The organism is Bacteroides sp. RCH18 (genome assembly GCF_058231005.1).
This window is the reverse complement of the sequence record NZ_JBIPTC010000001.1, coordinates 2,644,243-2,666,962: the sequence shown is the minus strand read 5'-3', so window position 1 is coordinate 2,666,962 and position 22,720 is coordinate 2,644,243. Positions and strand designations below refer to the sequence as shown.

Genomic DNA, 22,720 nt, shown 5'->3' with positions numbered 1-22,720 from the left:
CTTTGTTATTCGATAACCAATTTGCGAATGCGTGCATTACCCCAGTCTGCGATGTAAATGTCTCCCTGTTCATTGACAGCCACTCCCCAGGGATTCTTGAATAAGGACTCTACCGGTCCTCCGTCCTTGTATCCGGCGACGCCGGGCTGTCCGGCAACTGTCGTGACGATATTGTCGGCAGATATCATGCGGATGCAATGGTTGCCATAGTCGGCTACGAACATATTGCCGTCGTTGTCAAACTTGATATCCTTGGGATAATTGAAGAGGGCATCTTCAATCGGACCGTCACGGAAAGCGCTGCCGCCGGGAGCATTGAGACGCTTAAATCCGCCTGTTCCATCCGGATCGCGGAGGTCGAGCACCGAAATCCCTTGTCTGTATGCGGTAGGGGCGTTGGAGTGAAGCGTTATATACAAAAGCCAGGGCTTCGCAGGATTAATCGCCTGTCCGTATTGTGATCCGCTGGGACCTTGATGGATAATGTGTCCTTCGAATGTGTCGGGATCTATTTTAGCGATCTTTCCATCACGGTATCGTGTATATAGATAGCCGTCGTAAGGGCAGAAGGTGACGAAATTCTTGTATTTGTCGGCATCTACGATTGAGTTCAGATCCGACTGTGAGTATTTTATGTTACGCTGGCGGGGGTACCAGGCTTCACGCGGGTCGAAAGTAAATGTCACTTCTTTGACCGATTCGTGCGCGGCGGTCAGCATTCCGGTGGCACGGTCCACCGTTAAGCCGTTGGCATATAAGATACGGTTGGCGGCATCTGCTTCAATGAGAGGAGTCACAATGTTCTGCTGTTCGTTTATCCGGGCGATTCCAAATGTACCGCCGTCACGCCATGACATGAAAAGATTGCCTTCGGCATCCAGATCAAGATATTTGCCATACACCTGAGCGGTGGAGAGTGTTCCGGCAAGGAAGCTCGTTTCACCGTTTCCGGTGACCGTGCTGACCAATGCCTGTGTATGATAAGCATATGTTTCTTCGTAAGCGACGGAATCGGTGTCGACCACTACAGAGATACGGGGATTATCGCCCGGAAGGCGCGGTACAATGGCATAAATACGGCTTCCGCTTGATGAAACGACGGAGGCCTTGGCATTGTTGAAATATACTTTGATTTTACTCACATCGGTGCCGAAGTTTTTTCCGTCCAGAAGAATTTTGTCACGTGCTCCGCCTTCTTTGGGATAGAAGGAGGTCAGTACAATCGGTTGATCGGCTTGGTGGGCTTTCTCGGTGGGCTCACTGTAGCTTTCGCAACTTGATAAATAAAAGAAAGCTACCAGCCAGCAGGCTAGGGATAAGTAACGATTCATAAAGTAATAATTTAAAATTAAACGATTATCCGCATGTAGTTCGTCGGATATCTTGATATTACATGGCTTTGATGGCTGGAACTTTATAGTTTGATGGTGTAATCCAAACCTTTATCGGGGGCTACGATGAAGTTGGTAACTTCAAAATTGCAGTCGCCTCCTTTGATACCGTTGTCAAACTTCACAGAGATTGTATGCTGCGTATGTGGTTTCAATGTCATTTCGCGGAAATAGACCAAAGAAGGATCATGTGCGGTCTTTTTCAGTTTCAGCACCAGATCGGTAGCGTTCATGACAGAAAATGTCACTTCTTTTTCGGTGCGTTTCACTTCTTTTATGTCTACGCATTTTTCAAAGAAGGGACGGAGGACTTCTTCACGCCCGATCACCAGTTCGCGGTAATAAACGGCAGTGCGGCGATTGTCGAGTGCTTCACGGATACCTTCCGGAGAACGTTCTTTGGCAAAGACAAACGTCATCGTGCGGTGTTCGCCTTTTGAAAAATCATAGTCTGTCTGGATAGGCTGGTGGATATCGGAAGTTCCTATCATGGTCAGATTCTTGTCCAGACACCATTGAATGGCTTCGGGCATGAAAAGACCACCGTTGGCTACTTCAATGCCGTGCATGCAGCCGTCATTGTAGAGCTGTGTATGCTCAGGCCACCACAGGGTGGAGTCCGGCTGCTGGCGTGCCCAGCCTGGATGATTCCAGAAGATAAAGGCTCCTTGTTTTTTTGCCTCATTGAAAGCGTCTTTATATGCCTTTTGTTCCAATGGATTGGAGTCGTTCAGGAAGATTGCATTAAAATGTCCCGGAGGCATGGAACGGGTGATTTCACTGCCTCTGATTAGAAGTATTCCTAACTTCTTCGCCTGCTTCTGAGACAGTTCATAAGAGCGGTTATGATCTGCTATGATGTCTTTTTTGTGCGGGCGGTACTCTATATGTTCTGTCAGAGAAATGGCATCCAGTCCTTCTCGATATGCTTCGTCTACACGTACGGTAGGCCATACCAGACCGTCCGAAAAAACACTGTGCATGTGAAAGTCACATTTTAAAGTAGTGTATCCATTCAGATTGGGAACTTGAATCTCATTGCGGCGTTGCGCTTGTGCGCTCATTAAACACATTGCTGCCAGTGCAACTCCCATCAATACTTTTTTAATTTTCATTTTTTTTGCTTTAAATTAGAGATTTGGTTTTCTTTTGGAATGCCTCTGTCCGATCATTGGAAAATGGTACAAAACATAGGCCCCTGTGTATTTTGGCGCAAATGTATATGCAAAAAAAAGACCTGCAATAGGCGCAGTAAAAGCTTAACGGGAACTTCACGGAAAAGAAATGTAATCGTTAACGTCTGTGAAAAATGTAACAGCTTTGTAAAGTATGGGTGTCCGTACAAACGGGCATTAGCCGGATGGAATACGGGGGGAAAGTAACGTCGGATGAACTGTATTTTCAGGGTTGTTTTGTCTGTGTGGAAATAAAAAAGAAATGGATAGCCAATTTATGCGTTGCAGCATAAAATTGACTATCCATTTCTTTGATTGAGTTCCTCTTTATTTAAGAGGCTTTCTTCTCTTTTACATCACTGCTGGCTTCTACCACATTCACTACATAGTCGCCCAGTTTCTCACATTCGGCGATAATATCCATGTAATAGACTCCCATCTGATAATCATATTCCTTGTTGTTGACATCCAGAATATTCTGATTTTTCAGTTGGTTACGGTAGTTATTGATTTCGTTTTCGATGTTGAAAGACTTGTTGATATCAATGCTTTGGTGTTCCGGTTTCTCTACCACCACAATCATTTGTGCGAGGGCATCGTCGGTCAGCTTCATCATGAAGTGGATGTGCTCGTATTGCTTTTCGGTAAAGTCCTGATTCGTCTGGCGTTTCCGGTTGATGGTGCGTGCCAGGTTGTAACAGCTGTCGCCGATACTTTCGATTTCCGTCACTTCGCGCAGCATGGCACGTATCTGCAACTTACTTTCAGAACTTAAGCGGCCTTCGGATACCTGATTCAGATAATTGGCTATTTCAAGTTCCATATTGTCGCTGATGTTCTCGTACTTTTCTACGCGGCTGAACAGCTTGTTAAAGTCATCGTCCTTTTCGGTGTGCATCAAGTCCTGCACCATTCCGAACATACGGTGGGTACGTTCTGCAAACAGGTGGATTTCCTTGCGTGCCTGCAGGATAGAAAGCTCCGCAGTAGAAAGCATACCACCGGTGATAAACCGAAGGCGAGGTTCCTCGTCTTCCTCCTTCGGGTGGATTAATGCGCATACGGTGCGTTCGATCAGTTTCACTCCCCATATCAGGATACATACGTTACAGATATTAAAGATAGAGTGGAAAGCGGACAGTTTATAAGAAATGGCTACTTCCGGATTATTGCTCTGGAAGAAAGTATCCACTACCCAGTTGACCAGTTCCATGAAAGGATGGAAGATGATCAATACCCAGATCACACCGAATACATTAAAAACAAAATGGGCCAATGCTGCCCGCTTAGCCTGTGTGTTGGCTGTTAATGCGGCAAGATTGGCCGTGATGGTAGTTCCGATGTTTTCGCCCAGTACGAGCGCTGCTCCCAGTTCCAGACTGATCCAGCCGTTGGCGCACATAATTAATGTGATTGCCATCGTGGCGGCTGAGGCCTGTACGATCATAGTCAGTATGGTACCGATGAATAAGAACAGGAGAATGGAGAAGAATCCCATATCCGTGTAGTTCTGTACGAAGGCGAGCATTTCCGGATTGGCGTTCAGGTCGGGAGCATTTGCTTTCAGGTAAGAAAGTCCCATGAAAAGGAAGGAAAAACCGAAAATGAATTCACCGATGGACTTGCGGTTGCTCTTGCCGGAGAAGATGAGCGGAAGGGCGATGGCCAGAAGTGGAAGAGCGAAAGCGGCCATATCAACCTTAAATCCGAAAATTGAAATAATCCATGCCGTAACCGTCGTACCGATATTGGCACCCATGATGACACTGATAGACTCGGCCAGTGTAAGCAAACCGGCGTTGACGAAACTGACGACCATTACTGTTGTCGCCGAGGAGGACTGGATAAGGGCTGTGATTAACACTCCTGTTAATACCCCCGTTACCCGATTGGTGGTCATAGCTGTCAGGATACTTCGTAGCCTGTCACCTGCGACTTTTTGTAAGCCCTCGCTCATTATCTTCATGCCATAAAGGAAGAGCCCTAACGAGCCTATGAGCTTTAAAAAATCATAAAAAGAATATTCCATCTATAATAATTTTAGTGGTTGTTTGTTCTCTATCTGATTACTAAGTATATTTAGTCCCATGTTATTCACCTTATTAAAAAGACTACGATGAAACAGATGTTACAAATATGTTGCAAAAATAATAATATTTATAAAGAATTCCCTATCGGAAGCTCACTTTTGGATATTTATTACGGTTTTAATCTTAATTTTCCTTATCAGGTAGTCAGTGCCAAGGTGAATAACCGTTCCGAAGGTCTCAATTTCAAAGTATATAATAACAAGGATATAGAGTTTCTGGATGTGCGCGATTCATCCGGTATGCGTACGTATGTGCGGTCACTCTGCTTTGTCTTGTTCAAAGCTGTCAGTGAACTTTTTCCCGAAGGGAAGCTGTTTGTGGAACACCCGGTATCCAAAGGTTATTTTTGTAATCTGAGGATCGGCCGCCCCATTACATTGGAAGATGTGACGCGTATCAAACAGCGTATGCAGGAGATTATCGCAGAAAATATCTCTTATCACCGCATCGAATGCCATACGGCTGAGGCCGTGCGTGTGTTCAGCGAACGCGGGATGAATGATAAGGTGAGGCTGCTCGAAACTTCCGGTTCGCTATATACCTATTATTATACGCTGGGCGATACGGTCGATTATTATTATGGTAATCTGCTCCCCAGTACCGGATATATCAAGTTGTTCGACATCGTGAAATACTATGATGGCCTCTTGCTGCGCATTCCCAATAAAGAGAATCCGGATGTGCTGGAGGAAGTGGTGAAGCAGGAGAAGATGCTGGATGTATTTAAGGAGTATCTCAACTGGAGCTATATCATGGGACTTAATAACGCCGGCGACTTTAACCTCGCCTGCGAGGAAGGGCACGCTACGGATTTAATCAATGTAGCGGAAGCATTGCAGGAAAAGAAAATAGCCCAGATTGCTGATACGATCTTCCATCGTGGGGAAAACGGCGACCGGGTGAAACTGATTTTGATTTCCGGTCCGTCCTCTTCGGGAAAGACCACGTTCAGCAAACGTCTTTCCATCCAGTTGATGACGAACGGGCTCAAACCCTTCCCGATCTCCTTGGACAATTATTTCGTAGACCGTGAAGAGACACCTCTGGATGAAAACGGTAACTATGATTATGAGTCTCTGTATGCGCTCGATCTGGAATTGTTTAACCAGCAGTTACAGGCTTTGCTGCGTGGTGAGGAAGTGGAGCTTCCGCGCTTTAACTTCTCTCTGGGGAAGAAGGAATATAAAGGTGATAAACTGAAAATTGAAGATAATACGATTCTCATTCTGGAAGGTATTCATGCGTTGAATCCGGAACTGACACCGCATATCCCGGATGAAAAGAAGTTCAAGATTTATGTCTCGGCATTGACCACTATTTCTTTGGACGATCATAACTGGATTCCTACGACAGACAATCGTTTGCTTCGCCGCATTATCCGCGACTTTAATTACCGGGGATATTCGGCCCGCGAGACTATCTCCCGCTGGCCTAGTGTGCGTGCCGGTGAAGATAAATGGATATTCCCTTATCAGGAGAATGCGGATGTGATGTTCAATTCGGCGCTGTTGTTTGAATTTGCAGTGCTTCGCCTGCATGCAGAACCTATTTTGATGGGTGTTCCGCGCAATTGTCCGGAATATTGTGAGGCGTACCGGTTGCTGAAATTCATTAAATATTTCGTTCCGGTGCAAGATAAGGAAATTCCCCCGACGTCTTTACTCAGGGAGTTTTTGGGAGGAAGTAGCTTCAAATATTAGATAATAAATTTATTTAAGAGAATTATTTTGGAATTTATAGTTATTGTATAAATATAAGTTCGTAACTTCGCGCCGCAAAAAACAAGCGTGGCAATATGTTGTTGTATTCCAGGGAAAGGAAATAACTGTAAGATTAGGCTTAAATAATGAACATTTGTACGTTCTTTCCGTTTATGTTATTACACAACAAAAAAAGGGTATATGATATTTTATAACAATTTACTAGCAAAATGCTTTCTAGGGAAAAAGAAGCATTATTTTATGATAGGAGGGTTATTCTTTACTCGGTACAAGTATTTGGAAGTTTGGGAAGAAATGGAGTTAAGAATACATGCACGGCAATTCTGGGAGTGTTTTTTATTGACTTTAATCCCAGCATTGGGTTTATCACTATGGTTCTCATGGTGGTGGATGGTGCTTCCGTTCATGACATATCACTTGCTTTACTGGTTTGAAAAAGCAATTAGTTCTCATTCGGTTTTTAACTGGGAGGCATTGACCTATTGTGGTGATGCCGTTTATATGAGAAAAAGAAAATCCTATGCCTGGATGAAATGGTATGGGAAGAAAACCTTCCCGAAATCGGAATGGGAAGACTAAAAGAATAGAGAGACGCTAAAACTCTCTTGCGAATTTATTCAGGCACGGTTTACACAGATTAATATGGTTTCGATTAAAACAGAACCGTAAAAACTCTGTAAGCCGTGCCTGAATAATGATATGATAACAGTTACTTCCGCTTTCGGCGGTTTTTCCTTTTCTACTGCTTTTATTTCAGATGTTTCTTTATCCAAAGCAGGTGTCCGTACTCTGTGTCACTGGAGGTCCAATGTTCATTAATAGGAGTGATCAATGCTTCTTTCGGGCAATTCAATACATTATATACAATGTAGCTGGTAGTCGGTGGGCAAACGTTATCATTGAATCCCCATGTCATATAAGTATCTGCCTTGATTAATTGGGCAAAGTTCACCACATCATAATAAGCCATTGTTCTGATTTTTTCGGGAGTATCCATGTCTACGGTATTTCGGAAGAAATGGGGGTAACCTCCGGCACGTCCGGCTTTGTAACCTGCCATATCGCTTAGAGCCGGATGATTGGCTACGCAGGCCGTTACCCGTTGATCCAGTCCGGCGGTGACGAGTGCTAATGCTCCTCCCTGGCTGCCGCCTTGAACGACTACATTCTTTCCGTCCCATTCCGGCAGTGAGGTCAGCAGGTCGATGCTGCGGACACAGGCCAGATATACCCGTTTCATGTAATAGTTGTCGCGGCTGTCCAGACCGTTGGACAGGTATCCGTTTTCTCTGCCGTTGAAAGCGGCACTGATTTCTTTGAATTCTTCTTCGCTCATTTCCGGGTTCAGCCCGTGGATTTCGATTTCAAAGCGGATGCAGCCTTGTTCGGCGTAGTACTTATGTCGCAAAGGTTCCTTGATCGTTTTGATTCCTGCGCCCGGAGGACATAGTACGACGGGGTATTTGCCTTTTTTCTTCGGATAGAACAGGTAGCCGTAGATACTTTGTCCGCGTTGGTTCACCTGCAGCTTGATGAGATAGCAGTCTATTTGGTCGGTCGAGTATTTCTTTACGTGCTCTTTGGTGTATATCAGCGGAAATTTGGCCAGTTCCGCCTTTTCGTTCTCCCAGAATTGCTGAAAGTCGGCAGGCATGGTGGTATACGGACGGAGCTTTTCCGGCGAGAAGCCCACTTTGACGTGATGGGAGTATTTCTTTCCGTCTACGGTGGTGGTCAGGCGGCAGTCTCGGAAGCCCGGTTTCTTCATGGTGCCTACGGGGATTGTTGCCTTTCCTTTTCTCATGATGACTGTTCCCTTGGTATCGGCAGGCATCATTTCTCCGCCTATTTCGAAATTAATCGCTATGTTATCTCCCGGAATGCCGTATTTGTAAAACTGTACTTCTACATTTGCCTGTTCTCCGGTTTTGTAAAGCCAGTCGGCATGATCGGGTACGGTTACCCAAAATACGTCACTCCGGTAGGGATTGTTTTCGGCAACCGCAAGCAGCGTTGTCAGTAACAACGCTGCTGAAACGCAAAATCTTCTCATATTCATTTTACTGTTCAATATAACTGTCATTCGTCTTCTCATTCTATTTTCCATCTGATCGGTTTGTTAATTACGCCGCAATATTAGGAAAGATTAGAAAGACAGAGGTCGATAAAATGTTCTATTAAGTGTAAATTTAGAGCAACTTCCACTCGAATGTATGTTTTCCGGCTTCTAACTTTATGACACGTTCTCCTTTCACAGTATCGGGCACGTATAAAGTGGCGCTGCTGTTGGCAGGGATCGTCACGCTGTACACAACACTCTTTTTCTTACGTTCCCATTGGGAATGAATCTCTCCGTACGGAGAACGGTGTCTGGCCTCAAACTGCTTTAAATCACTGGGGAAGTTGGGGCGCAGGAGGATATGTTTAAAGCCCGGCTGCTGTGGGTCGGGGAAGATACCGCCCAAGCCTTTATAGAACCATCCTCCGATTTCTCCGAACATCATGTGGTTGTCCGAAATGTCACGTGTAGCATTCAAATCCCAGTTTTCGAGCAGGGTGGTGGCTCCGTTGGCAATCCAGCAGCCCCATGACGGGTAGGTGTCTTGTGCGGCTACTTTATAAGCGGTTTCGGCTTCTCCGTTTTCACTCAGGGCGTTCAGTATGGCTTTGGCTCCCAATACACCTACATCCAGATGGAAACCGGCTTCTTCCACCTTCTTCGCCAGGTTGCGGGCTACTTTTGCTTTCATATCCTTGGGGACAATACCCCACATCAGCGGTACACTTAGTTCCGTCTGAACACCGCTGGCGTATATTCCGGTTTCCCTGTTCAGATATTTGTCATTGATCGCTTGTCTGATCTTTTCCGCCAGCGCCTGATAATGTTCGTAATCTTCCTGCTTGTTGAACAGCTTCGCGGCATTGGCCAGTATTTTGGTGTCTACATAGAAGTATACCGATGAGGTCAGTTCTTTGGACGAATGCGATTTCACGGGAACCCAGTCTCCTCTTCCCCATGAAGTCAGTCCGCTTGGGCTGGTACGGTCTACGTAGTCTACATATCGTTTGATGTTTTCGTAGCAGTCGGCTAATAATTTGCTGTCTCCGTAGAACAGATAAATATTCCAGGGAATAATGGCGATTGTACTCGTCCAGTCCAGACCGTTGTCCGTGCCGTATCCCCATCCTCCGGTCGGAATGATGTCGGGTAATACTCCGTTGGGTTGCTGTTCGTCACGGTGGTCGGCTAGCCATTTTTCGTAGACTGTGATGCCGTCATAATTATATAGTGCTGTTTCAATCGCGAAATGTCCGTCTCCCGTCCATCCGTTTTTCTCCCGTTGGGGGCAATCGGTGGGATACCCCATCAGATTGGACAGATAGGCGTTGTTGGTAGCCCACCACAATCGGTTCACGAGTGGGTTTGACGTGTTGATTTCGCCTTTTTGCGGAACGTCGCTGTGAACGAAATAAGCAGTCAGACTGTTTTGATCGAGTGCGACAGGCTTGTTGCTTGTCACTTCTACGTATCTGAAACCTTTGTAGTTGAACCGTGCCATAAACTCGTCTTCTCCCTTTCCGCTCAGGATGAGAATATCCGTTTGAAATGGGTCTGTGTCATCTACCGGACGATGGTATACGTCAATGTTTGACATATTCACCCGTCCGTTGTCATAGATGCGTTCGCCGTGTTTGAGCCTTACTACCGTTCCTTCTTCTCCGGATACCTTGATGCGGGTCACTCCGGACATATTTCTGGCAAAGTCGAATACATACGTCGTGTCGTTCACTTTCTTAAGCGCTTTTGCCGGTATTGTTTCTACGATACGAATCGGTTGTACCTGCTGGGATACGACGTTTTGAGAAGGGACGGCTCTGTAACCTGCTTCCTTCCATTTCGAATCGTCAAAATCTGCCGTATTCCAGCCTTTCTGTTCCAGGCGGGCGTCATAATGTTCCGCTGTATAGATGCTGTTGAAGATCAAGGCGCCCGATGAAGTCTTCCAGTCTCTTTCGGAGCGGATTACTTCTGTAGTGCCGTCTTCGTAGGTAATTCTCAGGTCCATGCAAAAAGCGGGGCGGTTGCGCCACGGTGCACGGTCAAAGTCCCAGACGGCTTTTGACTGATGGTTGTACCAGCCATTCCCCAACAGTACGCCAATTGCGTTTTTACCTTTCTGAAGTTGGCTGGTTACGTCGTAAGTCACATAGAAATTCCGTCTGTCGAAACGGGTATACAGCGGGTCTAACCGGTGATTCCCGATTTTCTCTCCGTTGATGTATAATTCATATAAACCGGCGACGGCGATGTACGCTCTGGCGGATTTGACTTTCTTTTGGGTGTCGAATGTTTTTCTGAAATAGGGCGCGGGCTTATAGTTGATGTCTCTGTTGTCGCCAATCCACGCACCCTGCCAGTTCTCCATTCCCATCATTCCAGTCTCGAAGCTGTTGATGTCCGAAGTAGCCTTTTTGCCGTCCTTATCCCATACATTCACTTTCCAGTAATATTTGGTAAAGGGTTGAAGATTCTTTTCCGGATAGGTGACAAGGATTTGATCCGATTCCTTTTTCCCCGAGTTCCAAATTTCCCCGTTTTCGTTGTTTGCTTTCAGTGAGTCTGTGCTGATTATTATCTGATAAGCAGTCTGCCGGGCTCCTTGTCGGGCATCGTTCAGCATCCACGACAATCAGGGATTGACATTGTCGATACCCAGCGGATTGATCAGGTGGTCGCAATGAAGGTTCACGGGCTTGCATTCTTCTTGCTTTTGTGCAAGGGTCGGTTGCAGTGCACAACATGCAAGTGCAGTCACTAAATATATTTTTTTCATTCTGTCTATTTGTTTTCCTTTTTAACCACAAACTGATATGTACCGGACTGTAGTTCTAATACTGCCTTTCCATTCATGAAAGTAACCGAAGAAACTCCTTCCGCTTTCACGGCAGCTTTTCCGCTTTCTTCTACTACATAGTCAAGAGTAGGTAATAGTAAGTGAAGAGTGGCGGTGGTGTTGGCAGGTATTGTCACTTGGTAAGAAACCGCTCCGTCATTTTCCTTTTTCCAGCTGCTCTTGATATCTCCATAACAGGAAGGGAACGAAGCATTTACCCAGTCAATCCGTTCCTGACCGGCGGCAACTTCCGGACGGTTGTCCGGAATCGGCTGTAATACGATGTGCTTGAATCCCGGACGTGTTTCGTCGATATCTATACCGCCCATTGTGCGGTACATCCATTCGGAGACTGCTCCGTAGGAGTAATGATTGAACGAGTTCATCGATACGGGACCAAAACCTTTCTCTTTGGTATACGAATCCCAGCGTTCCCAGATAGTGGTTGCTCCCTGGTCTATGCTATACAGCCAGGAAGGGTTGTTCCGTTGCAGCAGTAGATCGTAAGCCGTATTTGATTCTCCGAACTGGCTTAATGTCTGATTCAGGATGGCTGTACCCACGAATCCTGTGCTCAGACGGTTACCGTTGCCGGCAATCTTGCGGACCAGTGTTTCCACTCCTTTCTTCCGTGCTTCTTCTGTCGGGAATAAATCCAGTTTCAAGGCAAGCAGATAGGCCGTCTGGCTCTTTTGTTTCAAATCTCTGTCTGCATCGATGTAGCGTGTCTGGAATTCTTTCTTGATTTCCTGTGCCAGCTTTCTGTAAACCTTTGCTTTGGAGGCGTAGGCATCACAGTCGTCCGTTTTCAGTGCTTCCGAAATTTTGGCCATCAATTGTGCCGTATATGCGTAGTAGCATACACTGACATAGCGGCGTTCGGTATCTTCGTACGATAGCCAGTCGCCATAATTTGTTCCGGCACCGTTATAGTTATAACCGTCTCCTTTTTGATGGGACAGGAACTCCATGTATTTTTCCATAGATGCATAATTGTCCTGCAATATCTTTTTGTTGTCGTACATCAGATAGATAGTCCAGGGAACGATGATACCGGCATCAGCCCAGGCTGCCTGTCCGTAGCCTACCCATGAGTGTGGGGCTACATCCGGATAGGCGCCGTCACTTCGCTGACCGTCACGCATATCTCTCATCCATTTTTCGAAGAAGGCGGATACGTTTGCATTATAAGAAGCGGCACGGCAGAACACTTGTGTGTCTCCTGTCCAGCCCAGACGTTCGTCTCTTTGCGGGCAGTCGGTAGGGATGCTCAGATAGTTGCCTCTTTGTCCCCACATGACATTGCTGTATAACTGATTGATTGACCGGCTGCTGGTGACAAACGAAGCTCCCTCTTCGGTAGCGGAACCGACCACTTCCCCTATCAGGGAAAGTACCTCGATGTCTTCACTTGCCGTTATCTCACAATACTGAAAACCGAAGAAGGTCATGGACGGATGGAATGATTCGCCTTCCTTGCTTCCTTTCAGGATATACTTCAATGTTGCTTTTGCACTTCTGAGGTTGGCGGTATATATACTTCCGGCAGGACCGTCGTCTCCGCGCGATTTATCTCCTGTGTCGTTCAGCATCTCGCCGAAACGGAGTTTCATCTCCGTTCCCGATGCACCTTTTACTTTGAACCGAACCCAGCCGACCATGTTCTGACCTAAGTTGTAGACGGCCGTTTCACCTTTCTTTAAGCGGATAGGAGCCGGTTTGTCCGTAACGCTCACTACATTGATTTTACCATCTTTTTCACCTTGGTAAACGGTAGTAGACAAAGGGATACGGCTCAGATGCGGACGCACCTGAACGGTGGGGCCGGCAAAGGCGATTAACTCTCCTTTGAAGTGAGGGTTGACAGCCGTCTTGTTCCAGTTGGCAGTATTATATCCGGGCTTCGTCCATGCACTTTCTTTGCGGGCGTCATAGGTTTCTCCGTGGTAGATGTCTCCCATTCGTATGGCACCGTCCATGGATGACAGCCAGGAAAGGTCCGTTACTACCGTTTCCGAAGTGCCGTCCGTATATTTCAGTAAAATCTTTGCGATGAATCCTACTTCGTGGGCGCCATACTCTCCATGAGCGACATCACTGTTCCACCAGCCGGAGGATACCTGGGCGCCGACTGCGTTTTCTCCTTTCCGGAGCAAATCGGTGATGTCATACGTCTGATAGTGGGCTGTTTTGCTGAAATCCGTCCATTCCGGCTTCAATTCGTCATAGCGTATGCTGCCGTCTTCCATCTTGTTTCCTACCCGTTGTCCGTTGATAAACAAATCATAGACGCCCAGAGCCGAACTGTAGATGCGGGCGGATGCTATCTTCTTTTTTGCCTTGAATTCTTTACGGAACATGGGTACTCTGCTCATAGAAGCCTGCAATACCCGATAGTCTCCGGAAGCGGAAACCATATTCAGTTTACGATTACCTCCCACAGTTACGATTTCTCCTTCTTCAAAGGTGGACTGAGGTTTTTCGAAATCCTCTTTCAGAACAACTTTGGCTTCTTCCTTGTCGCCTTTCTGTTCGTACTCTGTCAGTACGATATTGTCAAACATGGCCGTTTCGTTGGTGTTATTCCCTCTGAATGCCCGGAAGCCGATATATCCGTTCGATAGTTTGGAATCGGTGTCGGTATAGGTATCCACCAGTACCTTGTCAATATAAGTCTTGACCACTCCATCTTTTGCTTCGATTGCCAGATGGTGTTCTTTATTCAGCAAGTCGGATTTGGTGAAGAATTTGCCGATCGGAGTATCCGAACTTTGCAAGCGTCCTCCGTCATAAATATGTCTTCTGATCAAAGGTTCTTTTTCATTGTCCAGCGTATTGACAGACCACATGAATACGTTGGAAGCATCGCGTGCGCCGAAAAGAACGGATGCGTTGCCGGAAGTCAGGGTGACATCCATTTCCAGCAGCATTCGTGCCTTTGTCTGTTTCTTGTCTTCCGGATTGATTTTGGAATTCTTGTTTATTTGAGTTGCCTTGATCCATTGCGCTCCCGACCATCCGTCGGACAGCAGTCCTGTTTCGAAGAAAGCCTTTTCCGTCGAAGTCTCTTCTCCGGTTTTGTTGTTCCACACGGTTACTTTCCAATAATAGCGGGTGGAAGGGGTGAGAGCCGGTCCTGCATAACAGATGTGCAATGATTCGTCAGATGCCACCTTTCCGGAAGTCCAGACCGGATTTAGACAGGCTGCATCGGTCGCTACCGTGATTTGATAGGCTGTTTGTCTGACTCCTCTTTCCGCTGACGCTAGTTGCCAGCTGAATCGGGGAACTGTTATGTCCAGCCCGATCGGATTGGTCAGATATTCAACCTGTAGTTTTTTGATTGCTGCATTCGTGGGTAGCAGAAAAAGAATAGATAAAAGTAACAAAGTAGTTCGTGCCATTAGTTTAAAGTATTAATAGTTTGTTATGATGGGGGATACTTGCAAATATAGTGCTTATTGTCCTGTATAGGCATAAGAATTTTGACACTAATACTTAAAAATATGACCGTCCCCTTGAAATAATAAATGCCTATACTTGTTGTAGTACAGGCATTTATCGTTTTATGTGAATTCCGGTGCCTTATCCTTTAAAGCAGAGGTTATCTTAAAGCTTCCACTTCTTCGGGTGTCAGCGGAATTTTCTTGCCGAGTCGGCGGGCACCTGTCTCCGTGATGAGATAATCTTCTTCGTTACGGATACCGCCGAAGTCTTTGTAAGTTTCCACTTTGTCGTAATTGATAAAATCGGTGAACTTCTTTTCTGCTTTCCACATATCAATCAGTTCGGGGATGAAGTAAATGCCCGGTTCTACGGTATGTACGAATCCCGGTTCCAGTGGAATGGCGAGGCGTTGTGACTTACGTCCGAACTGCGTGCTCTTCGGCTGACCGTTGTATCCTACCCATATCTCACCCAGATTTTCCATATCGTGAACATCCAGTCCCATCATGTGTCCTAATCCGTGCGGATAGAACAGGGCATGCGCGCCTTCGCGGACAGCATCTTCCGTATTTCCTTTCATTAGTCCTAGATTTTTCATTCCGTCTACCATGACACGGGCGGACAGTTCGTATACATCCATATAAGGAATGCCCGGACGAAGCGCCTTGACAGATTCCAGATGCATCGCATTCTGAATTTCGTAAACTTCGCGCTGGCGGGTTGTAAATTTCTTATCCGCAGGAATCGTGGACGACATATCGCCTGCATAACCCGACTCGACTTCCGCGCCTGCGTCAATCAGGAACAGATCGCCCGGTTTCACTTTGTTTCCGTGATAATGGTTGTGCAGCGTCTGCCCGTTGATGGTGGCGATCGTTGCAAACGACAGTTCGCAGTTGTTGGACTCTGCCACACGGTTCATTTCCGCTACTACTTCATATTCGTACATTCCCGGACGAAGCACCTTCATGGCGGTGATGTGCATATCGGCAGTCACGTCACAGGCTTTTTCTATTTCTACGATTTCTTCCGCCGACTTGTAGTTGCGCTGAGCTATGACGGCACGGATGAAAGGTACGGAACCTTCCTGACGTGCAGGTGGTATACCCAGCCAGTCCATCAGTTTCAGTTTATGTTCGGGGCGGTAGGGAGGAAGATAATGAATTGCTTTTCCACTCTGGACGCATTTGTGCAGATAGCCGACGATATCGGCGGAAGCCATCATTTCCCTGATGCCGACGCGTTCGCATTTTTCGCGTAACGTAGGCTGCGAGCCCATCCATACGATGGCATCGATGGATAATTCGTCACCGAAAATAATTTCTTTGTCTTCGTCAATATCGATGATGGCCGAAAGTCCGGCACACGAAAGACCGAAATAATAAAGAAAAGTGGAGTCCTGACGATAACGGAACGTGTTATCCTCATAATTCAGCCCGCACTCGTCATTTCCCAGAAATAACAAAACTCCGGAGCCTAAATTCTTTTTCAGCAGGGCTCTGCGCTGCATATACGTCTCTTTGGCAAACATACTGTCCTAATTTTTAAGTTCGTGCAACAAAGATAAAGAATTTTGTGTTATAGGATTAAAAATAATCCCACTAATCTGTGTAATCTCTCGTTAAAAAGTTACTTTTGTAGCGAGAAACAGTAGAAAGCAAAAACGAATATGGCACAAGGTTCCCGTCAAATACAATCGCAGGCGCAACAGCAGATACAAACGCTATCGCCACAGCAGATTCTGGTCGTGAAGTTGTTGGAGCTTCCCGCAGTCGAGCTGGAAGACCGTATCCATGCTGAACTATTGGAAAATCCGGCGCTTGAAGAAGGCAAAGAAGACGCTGCTACAGATGAATATGCCGATGGCGTCAGTCCGGAAGAAGGCATGGATAACGATGCCAATGATTATGATTCTTTAAGTGATTATCTCACCGAAGACGATATCCCCGACTATAAATTGCAGGAGAACAACCGCTCGCGGGACGAGCAGGCGGAAGATATTCCTTTCTCCGACGCCACCTCTTTTTATGAAATCCTGAAAGAACAACTCCGTGAACGTAACCTGACCGAACACCAGTGCGAACTGGTGGAATATCTGATCGGTTCGCTGGACGATGACGGACTGCTCCGCAAATCGCTGGAAAGTATCTGTGACGAACTGGCTATCTACGCCGGTATCGAATCTACGGAAGAAGAACTGGAAGAGGCTCTGTGCATCCTGCAGGATTTTGACCCGGCAGGTATCGGAGCACGCAACCTTCAGGAATGTCTGATGATACAGATTCTGCGCAAGAAGAGCGAAGAGAAGAAGCCGTCGCCGATATTGAACCTGGAAGAGCGCATCATCAGTGACTGTTATGAAGAATTTACCCGGAAGCACTGGGAGAAAATCATTAAGAAACTGGATGTCAGAGAAGAGACTTTCAATGAGGCGATTGCCGAAATAACCAAGTTGAATCCCCGTCCGGGCGCTTCGCTCGGAGAGACGATCGGAAGAAACCTACAGCAGATTGTTCCCGATTTTCTGGTGGATACCTACGATGACGGAACGATTAACGTAAGCCTGAATAACCGCAATGTTCCCGAACTCCGGATGAGCCGCGACTTTACCGAGATGGTGGAGGAGCATACCAAAAATAAGGCGAACCAGTCCAAAGAGTCGAAAGAAGCCATGATGTTCCTGAAACAGAAGATGGATGCGGCACAAGGATTTATCGATGCGGTGAAGCAGCGGCAGAATACATTGATGACTACCATGCAGGCGATTATCGACTTGCAGCGTCCTTTCTTCCTCGAAGGCGACGAGTCATTGCTGAAACCGATGATTCTCAAAGATGTGGCAGAACGTACCGGACTGGATATCTCTACGATTTCCCGTGTCAGCAACAGCAAATACGTACAGACCAACTTCGGCATCTATCCGCTTAAATTCTTCTTCAGCGATGGCTATACGACGGAAGACGGAGAGGAAATGTCCGTACGCGAGATACGTAAGATTCTGAAAGAATGCATTGACGGAGAAGACAAAAAGAAACCGCTGACAGATGACGAACTGGCGGATATCCTGAAGGAAAAAGGCTATCCTATCGCCCGCCGTACGGTGGCGAAATACCGTCAGCAGTTGAATATACCGGTGGCAAGACTGAGAAAGTGAGTTTAAAGTATTAACTATAAAGTATTAAGTATTAGGTGCTGATGGATAAAGAAAAAGAGCATATCATAGCGGATAAAACAATGTTGCGGGTGGCACGGATCACTTCCATCGTGTTTACTCCATTTTCTATACCGTTTCTGGCGTTTCTGGTGTTATTCCTGTTTTCTTATCTCCGTATCATGCCGATACTTTATAAGGGAATTGTGTTGGGAATCGTTTACTGCTTCACCATACTGACGCCCACCATCACCATTTTCCTGTTCCGGAAGATCAACGGGTTTGCCCGTCAGGAACTGAGTGAGCGTAAGAAACGTTATGTACCTATCCTGCTGACTATCATCTCGTATGTGTTCTGCCTGCTGATGATGCGGAAACTGAATATTCCCTGGTATATGACCGGAATCATTTTTGTTTCCCTGGTGATATCGATCATCTGCATTCTGGTCAATCTGAAATGGAAACTGAGCGAACACATGGCGGGGATGGGCGGTATTATCGGCGGACTGGTTTCGTTCAGTGCGCTGTTCAGCTATAATCCGGTAGTGTGGTTGTGCCTGTTTATTCTGATTGCAGGCATATTGGGCTCCGCGCGGATTGTGCTGGGGCATCACACCTTGGGCGAGGTTCTTTCCGGTTTTGTAGTCGGGCTGGTCTGCTCCTTTTTGATACTCCATCCGGCGTACAACCTTATATTCAGAGTATTTTTATTTTAAAAACAATATAAATCCTAAAAACTAATTATTATGAACTTTCCACAGAACTTGAAGTACACGAATGAACACGAGTGGATTCGCGTAGAAGGAGACATCGCTTACGTAGGTATCACAGATTACGCACAGGAACAATTGGGCGATATTGTATTCGTTGATATTCCTACCGTAGGAGAAACGTTGGAAGCCGGAGAAACTTTCGGAACGATTGAAGTGGTAAAGACCATTTCCGATCTTTTCTTACCGTTGGCAGGCGAGATACTCGAACAGAACGAAGCTTTGGAAGAAAATCCGGAGCTGGTAAACAAAGATCCTTACGGCGAAGGCTGGCTGATCAAGATGAAGCCTGCTGATGCCAGTGCTGCGGAAGACCTGCTCGATGCCGAAGCATACAAGGTAGTGGTCAACGGCTGAATTTGAATAAGCAGTACTTCTGCCTCTCCCCGTAGGGGGAGGTGGTAGGTAAATGAATGTATGTAATAACTTTTAGATTAGATGAAAATGACTCCAATTGTAAGTATCATCATGGGTAGCACGTCCGACCTTCCTGTTATGGAGAAGGCTGCGCAACTGCTGAATGATATGCATGTACCGTTCGAAATGAACGCCCTTTCTGCTCACCGCACGCCGGAGGCTGTGGAAGAGTTTGCCAAAAATGCCCGTAGCCGTGGCATTAAAGTAATCATCGCTGCTGCCGGAATGGCTGCCGCCCTTCCGGGTGTCATCGCAGCCAACACAACACTTCCGGTGATCGGAGTACCTGTAAAAGGCTCTGTGCTCGACGGTGTAGACGCTCTGTACTCCATCATTCAGATGCCTCCGGGCATTCCTGTGGCTACGGTTGCTATCAATGGAGCGATGAATGCGGCTATCCTTGCCATTCAGATGCTTGCATTGAGCGATGCGGCATTGGCTGAGGCTTTTGCTGCTTACAAAGAAGGACTGAAAAAGAAAATCGTAAAGGCAAACGAAGAACTGAAAGAAGTGAAGTTCGAATATAAAACTAATTAATTGACAATTGACAATTGACAATTGACAATGGGCCGGCGCTGTGGGTGCTTTGTTGAGCTTGTTGTTGATTCTCGATTCTCAATTGTCAATTGTCAACTGTCAATTGTCAATTGAAAAGATGGATTTATTCAATTACTTTCGAAGAGAAACATCCGAAGTAAATATTGGGGCTGTACCTTTGGGCGGCCCCAATCCTATTCGTATCCAGTCGATGACGAACACGTCTACTATGGATACAGAAGCTTGTGTGGAACAAGCCAAACGCATCGTCGATGCCGGCGGCGAGTATGTACGACTGACCACGCAAGGCGTCAAGGAAGCGGAAAACCTGATGAATATCAATATCGGACTACGAAGTCAGGGATATATGGTTCCGTTGGTGGCCGATGTGCATTTTAATCCGAAGGTAGCCGATGTAGCAGCTCAATATGCAGAAAAGGTACGGATCAATCCGGGCAATTATGTAGATGCAGCGCGTACTTTTAAAAAACTGGAATATACCGACGAGGAGTATGCGCAGGAGATACAGAAGATTCACGACCGCTTTGTGCCGTTTCTGAATATCTGTAAGGAGAATCATACGGCTATTCGCATCGGAGTCAATCACGGTTCCCTGTCCGACCGTATCATGTCCCGCTACGGAGACACTCCCGAAGGGATGGTGGAATCCTGCATGGAATTCCTGCGTATCTGTGTGGCGGAACATTTCACGGATGTGGTGATTTCGATCAAGGCTTCCAATACGGTGGTGATGGTGAAGACCGTCCGCTTGCTTGTTGCCGTAATGGAGCAGGAGGGAATGTCATTTCCCCTGCATCTTGGAGTGACGGAGGCCGGAGACGGAGAAGACGGACGTATAAAATCGGCTTTGGGCATCGGTGCGCTGCTTTGTGACGGATTGGGAGATACGATTCGTGTGTCGCTTAGTGAGGCTCCCGAAGCGGAAATTCCCGTAGCGCGCAAGCTGGTGGATTATGTTCTGTTGAGGCAGGATCATCCGTATATCCCGGGCATGGAGGCACCGGAATTTAATTATCTTTCTCCTTCGCGCCGCAAGACGCGGGCAGTGCGCAATATCGGGGGCGAACATCTCCCTGTCGTTATTGCCGACCGCATGGATGGGAAGACGGAAGTCAATCCGCAGTTTACTCCGGATTATATCTATGCCGGAAGAACGTTGCCCGAACAGCGGGAAGAAGGAGTGGAATATATCCTTGATGCCGATGTATGGGAAGGGGAGGTCGGAACATGGCCTGCTTTCAATCATGCGCAGTTGCCGTTGATGGGCGAGTGCGGTGCAGAACTGAAATTCCTGTTTATGCCTTACATGGCGCAGACGGATGAAGTGATTGCCTGTCTTAAGGTGCATCCCGAAGTTGTGGTTATTTCTCAGAGCAATCATCCGAATCGCCTGGGTGAGCACCGTGCATTGGTGCATCAACTCATGACGGAAGGTCTGGAGAATCCGGTTGTTTTCTTCCAGCATTATGCGGAGGACGAGGCGGAAGACTTGCAGATCAAGTCCGCCGTTGATATGGGAGCATTGATTTTTGACGGTTTATGTGACGGAATTTTTCTGTTCAATCAAGGAAGTCTGAGTCATGCGGTAGTAGATGCTACTGCCTTCGGTATCTTGCAGGCAGGACGCACCCGTACTTCTAAAACGGAATATATTTCTTGTCCGGGCTGCGGTCGTACGCTTTATGATCTGGAAAAGACAATTGCGCGTATCAAGGCGGCTACCTCACATCTGAAAGGCTTGAAGATCGGTATCATGGGATGTATCGTCAACGGCCCCGGTGAGATGGCGGATGCTGACTACGGCTATGTAGGTGCCGGACGCGGAAAGATCAGCCTTTATAAAGGTAAAGTTTGTGTAGAGAAAAACATACCCGAAGAAGAGGCGGTGGAACGGTTGCTGGAATTTATCCGCAATGACCGGAAAGAACTGGAACTCTAATCAGTAATACTTTTAAATAGTTAAGACAGGAGTTGCTTTAAGTTTGCTTAAGGCAACTCCCATTACATAGTACACGCAAACTTAAAAATAAATATAATATAAAAGACATGGATAAAATAATAAATTACGCACCGTATCTTTCTGCTGTTTACTACTTATGTCTTATTCTCATTTGTGGAACAATAGCTTATTACACTGTAGTAAAAAAAATGGATCATAACCTGCAACTGCGTAACATTGTATTCAGAGTTATTATTTCTATTTTTCTAGGATCTATACCTTTTTCAATCTTAAGTCAATTTGTGACAGCTGCTATGGTGTCGACGCGACTAATTGCAAGTCCTGTTTTTTCACCTTTATTTCAAATCTTAAATTCAGTACTGTATTTGGGCTTTGGTGCTGCTTTCTTTTGGGCTGGCCGAAATATTTCAATGAGTTTTGGTTATTCATATAAACAATATAAATTTATAAAACTGATAACGGCTTTGGCGCTTGGCTGGATTGCCAGGGATGTTATATGGTTAATAATGAGTGTTGTACTCGTTATTCTTACAACAGTATTTAATTGAGTATTATAAGGTGGTTGGCAATCGTGAAAAATAAGTCGCGCCAGTTTTCATGGAAACAGCCTTCGCCCATACCACTTAATTAAGCTTGTGGCAATGTTTATCCATACAAGGGGAAGATAATCACCCGGGATTAATAGTAGGAGAACCGTTCATTAGGCTATTATGTAGGTTAGATTAATGTATTCTGTCAGTAAGAAGAAGTCATTTCACGTACATGGGTCCATCAGTCCACGTACGTGATCTATTGGGTTCATGTACGTGAACCGAACGGTCCACGCACGTGAAACGAATACATGAAACGTACTAAATATATTAGTCAAACCTTGTTAGCTTGTTAAGGTTACTATGCTATGGCTTAATGCAGGCGGCATACATTAAGTTATATATGGCATAAACAACGCATATTCACGCTGAAAATGGAGTTTTTAACACATGCAGATAATGCTTCTGAATAGTCTGTTTTATAGTTGTTAATCAGCGTGTTAATCCTGTTTCTTATTAAAAGCAGGTGATAATAGAAACCAGAAAAAATTCTATTATCACCTTATTATCACCACCTATTATCACCATTACTGCCTTAATAATAAGGAGCTTATC

14 protein-coding genes and 1 pseudogene are annotated in these 22,720 nt (G+C 46.1%); 8 read left to right on the top strand and 7 right to left on the bottom strand.

The window, feature by feature from the left end:
* Nucleotides 1-5: 5 nt before the first annotated feature.
* The 3 genes from ACHLI0_RS10590 to ACHLI0_RS10580 all read right to left on the bottom strand — a co-directional run bounded on the left by ACHLI0_RS10590 (nt 6) and on the right by ACHLI0_RS10580 (nt 4,595).
* Entirely contained in the window at nt 6-1,331 is a 1,326-nt protein-coding gene (locus tag ACHLI0_RS10590) for an IPT/TIG domain-containing protein (protein WP_490749120.1), read from the bottom strand.
* Nucleotides 1,332-1,414: 83 nt separating this feature from the next.
* Nucleotides 1,415-2,506, bottom strand: coding sequence for an Sb-PDE family phosphodiesterase (locus ACHLI0_RS10585; protein ID WP_490749119.1), 1,092 nt, complete (start codon nt 2,504-2,506; stop codon nt 1,415-1,417).
* A gap of 391 nt (nt 2,507-2,897) precedes the next feature.
* A complete protein-coding gene (locus tag ACHLI0_RS10580; protein WP_008765170.1) occupies nt 2,898-4,595 on the bottom strand; it encodes a Na/Pi cotransporter family protein in 1,698 nt (565 codons plus the stop codon).
* 87 nt (nt 4,596-4,682) lie between these two features.
* Between ACHLI0_RS10580 and ACHLI0_RS10575 the strand changes: the two genes are divergently transcribed.
* Complete coding sequence (locus tag ACHLI0_RS10575; RefSeq protein WP_008763594.1) at nt 4,683-6,356, top strand: nucleoside kinase; 1,674 nt, start codon at nt 4,683-4,685, stop codon at nt 6,354-6,356.
* Between the two features lie 201 nt (nt 6,357-6,557).
* Nucleotides 6,558-6,956 (top strand): hypothetical protein, encoded by a 399-nt coding sequence (locus ACHLI0_RS10570; RefSeq protein ID WP_008763595.1) that lies wholly within the window; start codon nt 6,558-6,560, stop codon nt 6,954-6,956.
* A gap of 169 nt (nt 6,957-7,125) precedes the next feature.
* Here the strand turns inward: ACHLI0_RS10570 and ACHLI0_RS10565 are convergent, their stop codons facing one another.
* The 4 genes and pseudogenes from ACHLI0_RS10565 to ACHLI0_RS10550 form a co-directional block, all read right to left on the bottom strand.
* Complete coding sequence (locus ACHLI0_RS10565) at nt 7,126-8,430, bottom strand: acetylxylan esterase (RefSeq protein WP_490749117.1); 1,305 nt, start codon at nt 8,428-8,430, stop codon at nt 7,126-7,128.
* Nucleotides 8,431-8,566: 136 nt separating this feature from the next.
* Nucleotides 8,567-11,212 (bottom strand): annotated as a pseudogene (locus ACHLI0_RS10560) (glycoside hydrolase family 78 protein).
* Nucleotides 11,213-11,217: 5 nt separating this feature from the next.
* Nucleotides 11,218-14,676, bottom strand: coding sequence for a glycoside hydrolase family 78 protein (locus ACHLI0_RS10555; RefSeq protein ID WP_490749116.1), 3,459 nt, complete (start codon nt 14,674-14,676; stop codon nt 11,218-11,220).
* 200 nt (nt 14,677-14,876) lie between these two features.
* Nucleotides 14,877-16,250 carry an aminopeptidase P family protein gene (locus tag ACHLI0_RS10550; RefSeq protein ID WP_195568044.1) on the bottom strand — a complete coding sequence of 458 codons (1,374 nt, stop codon included), beginning with the start codon at nt 16,248-16,250 and terminating at the stop codon, nt 14,877-14,879.
* A 138-nt stretch (nt 16,251-16,388) separates the two neighbouring features.
* Between ACHLI0_RS10550 and rpoN the strand changes: the two genes are divergently transcribed.
* From rpoN to ACHLI0_RS10520, 6 genes are all read left to right on the top strand, one after another.
* On the top strand, nt 16,389-17,873 hold the full coding sequence (rpoN, locus tag ACHLI0_RS10545; protein WP_008763601.1) for an RNA polymerase factor sigma-54: 1,485 nt from the start codon (nt 16,389-16,391) through the stop codon (nt 17,871-17,873).
* A gap of 41 nt (nt 17,874-17,914) precedes the next feature.
* Nucleotides 17,915-18,586, top strand: coding sequence for a hypothetical protein (locus ACHLI0_RS10540; RefSeq protein ID WP_008763602.1), 672 nt, complete (start codon nt 17,915-17,917; stop codon nt 18,584-18,586).
* A 30-nt stretch (nt 18,587-18,616) separates the two neighbouring features.
* Nucleotides 18,617-18,997: a glycine cleavage system protein GcvH gene (gene gcvH, locus ACHLI0_RS10535; RefSeq protein ID WP_195568048.1), complete on the top strand. Its 381-nt coding sequence runs from the start codon at nt 18,617-18,619 to the stop codon at nt 18,995-18,997.
* An 87-nt stretch (nt 18,998-19,084) separates the two neighbouring features.
* On the top strand, nt 19,085-19,594 hold the full coding sequence (gene purE / locus ACHLI0_RS10530; protein WP_008763604.1) for a 5-(carboxyamino)imidazole ribonucleotide mutase: 510 nt from the start codon (nt 19,085-19,087) through the stop codon (nt 19,592-19,594).
* A 118-nt stretch (nt 19,595-19,712) separates the two neighbouring features.
* On the top strand, nt 19,713-21,554 hold the full coding sequence (locus tag ACHLI0_RS10525) for a 4-hydroxy-3-methylbut-2-en-1-yl diphosphate synthase (RefSeq protein ID WP_490749115.1): 1,842 nt from the start codon (nt 19,713-19,715) through the stop codon (nt 21,552-21,554).
* A gap of 107 nt (nt 21,555-21,661) precedes the next feature.
* Nucleotides 21,662-22,123 (top strand): hypothetical protein, encoded by a 462-nt coding sequence (locus tag ACHLI0_RS10520; RefSeq protein WP_490749113.1) that lies wholly within the window; start codon nt 21,662-21,664, stop codon nt 22,121-22,123.
* Nucleotides 22,124-22,720: the final 597 nt, after the last annotated feature.